The sequence below is a fragment of the Thauera aminoaromatica S2 genome (assembly GCF_000310185.1).
Lineage (GTDB): Bacteria > Pseudomonadota > Gammaproteobacteria > Burkholderiales > Rhodocyclaceae > Thauera > Thauera aminoaromatica.
Map to the genome: position 1 here is coordinate 1 of NZ_AMXD01000193.1, position 5551 is coordinate 5551.

Annotated in this window: 9 protein-coding genes; all 9 read right to left on the reverse strand. The window is 44.6% G+C overall.

Going from position 1 to position 5551, the window contains the following annotated elements; all coding sequences use genetic code 11:
• Nucleotides 1–383: major capsid protein (locus tag C665_RS21460; RefSeq protein ID WP_281054730.1), on the reverse strand; the 383-nt coding region annotated here is incomplete at its 3' end.
• Nucleotides 384–419: 36 nt separating this feature from the next.
• Nucleotides 420–536, reverse strand: a complete 117-nt coding sequence (locus tag C665_RS21465) for a phage DNA packaging protein J (RefSeq protein ID WP_000033471.1) — start codon at nucleotides 534–536, stop codon at nucleotides 420–422.
• Entirely contained in the window at nucleotides 536–994 is a 459-nt protein-coding gene (locus C665_RS21470; protein WP_000084700.1) for a scaffolding protein D, read from the reverse strand. The genes C665_RS21465 and C665_RS21470 overlap by 1 nt, the downstream gene beginning before the upstream one ends.
• Entirely contained in the window at nucleotides 991–1230 is a 240-nt protein-coding gene (locus C665_RS21475) for a phage DNA packaging protein C (RefSeq protein ID WP_016670801.1), read from the reverse strand. The genes C665_RS21470 and C665_RS21475 overlap by 4 nt, the downstream gene beginning before the upstream one ends.
• Entirely contained in the window at nucleotides 1163–1315 is a 153-nt protein-coding gene (locus C665_RS21480) for a hypothetical protein (RefSeq protein ID WP_435988044.1), read from the reverse strand. The genes C665_RS21475 and C665_RS21480 overlap by 68 nt, the downstream gene beginning before the upstream one ends.
• Nucleotides 1248–2789 carry a replication endonuclease gene (locus tag C665_RS21485; RefSeq protein WP_000252566.1) on the reverse strand — a complete coding sequence of 514 codons (1542 nt, stop codon included), beginning with the start codon at nucleotides 2787–2789 and terminating at the stop codon, nucleotides 1248–1250. Before C665_RS21485 ends, C665_RS21480 begins: the two co-directional genes overlap by 68 nt.
• A gap of 63 nt (nucleotides 2790–2852) precedes the next feature.
• On the reverse strand, nucleotides 2853–3839 hold the full coding sequence (locus tag C665_RS21490) for a Minor spike protein (RefSeq protein ID WP_000466547.1): 987 nt from the start codon (nucleotides 3837–3839) through the stop codon (nucleotides 2853–2855).
• A gap of 8 nt (nucleotides 3840–3847) precedes the next feature.
• Nucleotides 3848–4375, reverse strand: a complete 528-nt coding sequence (locus C665_RS21495; protein ID WP_000487867.1) for a hypothetical protein — start codon at nucleotides 4373–4375, stop codon at nucleotides 3848–3850.
• A 110-nt stretch (nucleotides 4376–4485) separates the two neighbouring features.
• Nucleotides 4486–5551 (reverse strand): major capsid protein (locus C665_RS21500; RefSeq protein WP_245537191.1); only part of this gene is annotated, 1066 nt, incomplete at its 5' end.

Here is a 5551-nt window from a genome sequence, read left to right on the forward strand (position 1 = left end):
TAACCCTGAAACAAATGCTTAGGGATTTTATTGGTATCAGGGTTAATCGTGCCAAGAAAAGCGGCATGGTCAATATAACCAGCAGTGTTAACAGTCGGGAGAGGAGTGGCATTAACACCATCCTTCATGAACTTAATCCACTGTTCACCATAAACGTGACGATGAGGGACATAAAAAGTAAAAATGTCTACAGTAGAGTCAATAGCAAGGCCACGACGCAATGGAGAAAGACGGAGAGCGCCAACGGCGTCCATCTCGAAGGAGTCGCCAGCGATAACCGGAGTAGTTGAAATGGTAATAAGACGACCAATCTGACCAGCAAGGAAGCCAAGATGGGAAAGGTCATGCGGCATACGCTCGGCGCCAGTTTGAATATTAGACATAATTTATCCTCAAGTAAGGGGCCGAAGCCCCTGCAATTAAAATTGTTGACCACCTACATACCAAAGACGAGCGCCTTTACGCTTGCCTTTAGTACCTCGCAACGGCTGCGGACGACCAGGGCGAGCGCCAGAACGTTTTTTACCTTTAGACATTACATCACTCCTTCTGCACGTAATTTTTGACGCACGTTTTCTTCTGCGTCAGTAAGAACGTCAGTGTTTCCTGCGCGTACACGCAAGGTAAACGCGAACAATTCAGCGGCTTTAACCGGACGCTCGACGCCATTAATAATGTTTTCCGTAAATTCAGCGCCTTCCATGATGAGACAGGCCGTTTGAATGTTGACGGGATGAACATAATAAGCAATGACGGCAGCAATAAACTCAACAGGAGCAGGAAAGCGAGGGTATCCTACAAAGTCCAGCGTACCATAAACGCAAGCCTCAACGCAGCGACGAGCACGAGAGCGGTCAGTAGCAATCCAAACTTTGTTACTCGTCAGAAAATCGAAATCATCTTCGGTTAAATCCAAAACGGCAGAAGCCTGAATGAGCTTAATAGAGGCCAAAGCGGTCTGGAAACGTACGGATTGTTCAGTAACTTGACTCATGATTTCTTACCTATTAGTGGTTGAACAGCATCGGACTCAGATAGTAATCCACGCTCTTTTAAAATGTCAACAAGAGAATCTCTACCATGAACAAAATGTGACTCATATCTAAACCAGTCCTTGACGAACGTGCCAAGCATATTAAGCCACTTCTCCTCATCCAACGCGTCAGTTTTTGACAGAATCGTTAGTTGATGGCGAAAGGTCGCAAAGTAAGAGCTTCTCGAGCTGCGCAAGGATAGGTCGAATTTTCTCATTTTCCGCCAGCAGTCCACTTCGATTTAATTCGTAAACAAGCAGTAGTAATTCCTGCTTTATCAAGATAATTTTTCGACTCATCAGAAATATCCGAAAGTGTTAACTTCTGCGTCATGGAAGCGATAAAACTCTGCAGGTTGGATACGCCAATCATTTTTATCGAAGCGCGCATAAATTTGAGCAGATTTGTCGTCACAGGTTGCGCCGCCAAAACGTCGGCTACAGTAACTTTTCCCAGCCTCAATCTCATCTCTCTTTTTGCGTTCTGCTTCAATATCTGGTTGAACGGCGTCGCGTCGTAACCCAGCTTGGTAAGTTGGATTAAGCACTCCGTGGACAGATTTGTCATTGTGAGCATTTTCATCCCGAAGTTGCGGCTCATTCTGATTCTGAACAGCTTCTTGGGAAGTAGCGACAGCTTGGTTTTTAGTGAGTTGTTCCATTCTTTAGCTCCTAGACCTTTAGCAGCAAGGTCCATATCTGACTTTTTGTTAACGTATTTAGCCACATAGAAACCAACAGCCATATAACTGGTAGCTTTAAGCGGCTCACCTTTAGCATCAACAGGCCACAACCAACCAGAACGTGAAAAAGCGTCCTGCGTGTAGCGAACTGCGATGGGCATACTGTAACCATAAGGCCACGTATTTTGCAAGCTATTTAACTGGCGGCGATTGCGTACCCGACGACCAAAATTAGGGTCAACGCTACCTGTAGGAAGTGTCCGCATAAAGTGCACCGCATGGAAATGAAGACGGCCATTAGCTGTACCATACTCAGGCACACAAAAATACTGATAGCAGTCGGCGTGTGAATCATTAGCCTTGCGACCCTCGGCAGCAAGAACCATACGACCAATATCACGAAAATAGTCACGCAAAGCATTGGGATTATCATAAAACGCCTCTAATCGGTCGTCAGCCAACGTGAGAGTGTCAAAAACGATAAACCAACCATCAGCATGAGCCTGTCGCATTGCATTCATCAAACGCTGAATAGCAAAGCCTCTACGCGATTTCATAGTGGAGGCCTCCAGCAATCTTGAACACTCATCCTTAATACCTTTCTTTTTGGGGTAATTATACTCATCGCGAATATCCTTAAGAGGGCGTTCAGCAGCCAGCTTGCGGCAAAACTGCGTAACCGTCTTCTCGTTCTCTAAAAACCATTTTTCGTCCCCTTCGGGGCGGTGGTCTATAGTGTTATTAATATCAAGTTGGGGGAGCACATTGTAGCATTGTGCCAATTCATCCATTAACTTCTCAGTAACAGATACAAACTCATCACGAACGTCAGAAGCAGCCTTATGGCCGTCAACATACATATCACCATTATCGAACTCAACGCCCTGCATACGAAAAGACAGAATCTCTTCCAAGAGCTTGATGCGGTTATCCATCTGCTTATGGAAGCCAAGCATTGGGGATTGAGAAAGAGTAGAAATGCCACAAGCCTCAATAGCAGGTTTAAGAGCCTCGATACGCTCAAAGTCAAAATAATCAGCGTGACATTCAGAAGGGTAATAAGAACGAACCATAAAAAAGCCTCCAAGATTTGGAGGCATGAAAACATACAATTGGGAGGGTGTCAATCCTGACGGTTATTTCCTAGACAAATTAGAGCCAATACCATCAGCTTTACCGTCTTTCCAGAAATTGTTCCAAGTATCGGCAACAGCTTTATCAATACCATGAAAAATATCAACCACACCAGAAGCAGCATCAGTGACGACATTAGAAATATCCTTTGCAGTAGCGCCAATATGAGAAGAGCCATACCGCTGATTCTGCGTTTGCTGATGAACTAAGTCAACCTCAGCACTAACCTTGCGAGTCATTTCTTTGATTTGGTCATTGGTAAAATACTGACCAGCCGTTTGAGCTTGAGTAAGCATTTGGCGCATAATCTCGGAAACCTGCTGTTGCTTGGAAAGATTGGTGTTTTCCATAATAGACGCAACGCGAGCAGTAGACTCCTTCTGTTGATAAGCAAGCATCTCATTTTGTGCATATACCTGGTCTTTCGTATTCTGGCGTGAAGTCGCCGACTGAATGCCAGCAATCTCTTTTTGAGTCTCATTTTGCATCTCGGCAATCTCTTTCTGATTGTCCAGTTGCATTTTAGTAAGCTCTTTTTGATTCTCAAATCCGGCGTCAACCATACCAGCAGAGGAAGCATCAGCACCAGCACGCTCCCAAGCATTAAGCTCAGGAAATGCAGCAGCAAGATAATCACGAGTATCCTTTCCTTTATCAGCGGCAGACTTGCCACCAAGTCCAACCAAATCAAGCAACTTATCAGAAACGGCAGAAGTGCCAGCCTGCAACGTACCTTCAAGAAGTCCTTTACCAGCTTTAGCCATAGCACCAGAAACAAAACTAGGGACGGCCTCATCAGGGTTAGGAACATTAGAGCCTTGAATGGCAGATTTAATACCAGCATCACCCATGCCTACAGTATTGTTATCGGTAGCAAGCACATCACCTTGAATGCCACCGGAGGCGGCTTTTTGACCGCCTCCAAACAATTTAGACATGGCGCCACCAGCAAGAGCAGAAGCAATACCGCCAGCAATAGCACCAAACATAAATCACCTCACTTAAGTGGCTGGAGACAAATAATCTCTTTAATAACCTGATTCAGCGAAACCAATCCGCGGCATTTAGTAGCGGTAAAGTTAGACCAAACCATGAAACCAACATAAACATTATTGCCCGGCGTACGGGGAAGGACGTCAATAGTCACACAGTCCTTGACGGTATAATAACCACCATCATGGCGACCATCCAAAGGATAAACATCATAGGCAGTCGGGAGGGTAGTCGGAACCGAAGAAGACTCAAAGCGAACCAAACAGGCAAAAAATTTAGGGTCGGCATCAAAAGCAATATCAGCACCAACAGAAACAACCTGATTAGCGGCGTTGACAGATGTATCCATCTGAATGCAATGAAGAAAACCACCATTACCAGCATTAACCGTCAAACTATCAAAATATAACGTTGACGATGTAGCTTTAGGTGTCTGTAAAACAGGTGCCGAAGAAGCTGGAGTAACAGAAGTGAGAACCAGCTTATCAGAAAAAAAGTTTGAATTATGGCGAGAAATAAAAGTCTGAAACATGATTAAACTCCTAAGCAGAAAACCTACCGCGCTTCGCTTGGTCAACCCCTCAGCGGCAAAAATTAAAATTTTTACCGCTTCGGCGTTATAACCTCACACTCAATCTTTTATCACGAAGTCATGATTGAATCGCGAGTGGTCGGCAGATTGCGATAAACGGTCACATTAAATTTAACCTGACTATTCCACTGCAACAACTGAACGGACTGGAAACACTGGTCATAATCATGGTGGCGAATAAGTACGCGTTCTTGCAAATCACCAGAAGGCGGTTCCTGAATGAATGGGAAGCCTTCAAGAAGGTGATAAGCAGGAGAAACATACGAAGGCGCATAACGATACCACTGACCCTCAGCAATCTTAAACTTCTTAGACGAATCACCAGAACGGAAAACATCCTTCATAGAAATTTCACGCGGCGGCAAGTTGCCATACAAAACAGGGTCGCCAGCAATATCGGTATAAGTCAAAGCACCTTTAGCGTTAAGGTACTGAATCTCTTTAGTCGCAGTAGGCGGAAAACGAACAAGCGCAAGAGTAAACATAGTGCCATGCTCAGGAACAAAGAAACGCGGCACAGAATGTTTATAGGTCTGTTGAACACGACCAGAAAACTGGCCTAACGACGTTTGGTCAGTTCCATCAACATCATAGCCAGATGCCCAGAGATTAGAGCGCATGACAAGTAAAGGACGGTTGTCAGCGTCATAAGAGGTTTTACCTCCAAATGAAGAAATAACATCATGGTAACGCTGCATGAAGTAATCACGTTCTTGGTCAGTATGCAAATTAGCATAAGCAGCTTGCAGACCCATAATGTCAATAGATGTGGTAGAAGTCGTCATTTGGCGAGAAAGCTCAGTCTCAGGAGGAAGCGGAGCAGTCCAAATGTTTTTGAGATGGCAGCAACGGAAACCATAACGAGCATCATCTTGATTAAGCTCATTAGGGTTAGCCTCGGTACGGTCAGGCATCCACGGCGCTTTAAAATAGTTGTTATAGATATTCAAATAACCCTGAAACAAATGCTTAGGGATTTTATTGGTATCAGGGTTAATCGTGCCAAGAAAAGCGGCATGGTCAATATAACCAGTAGTGTTAACAGTCGGGAGAGGAGTGGCATTAACACCATCCTTCATGAACTTAATCCACTGTTCACCATAAACGTGACGATGA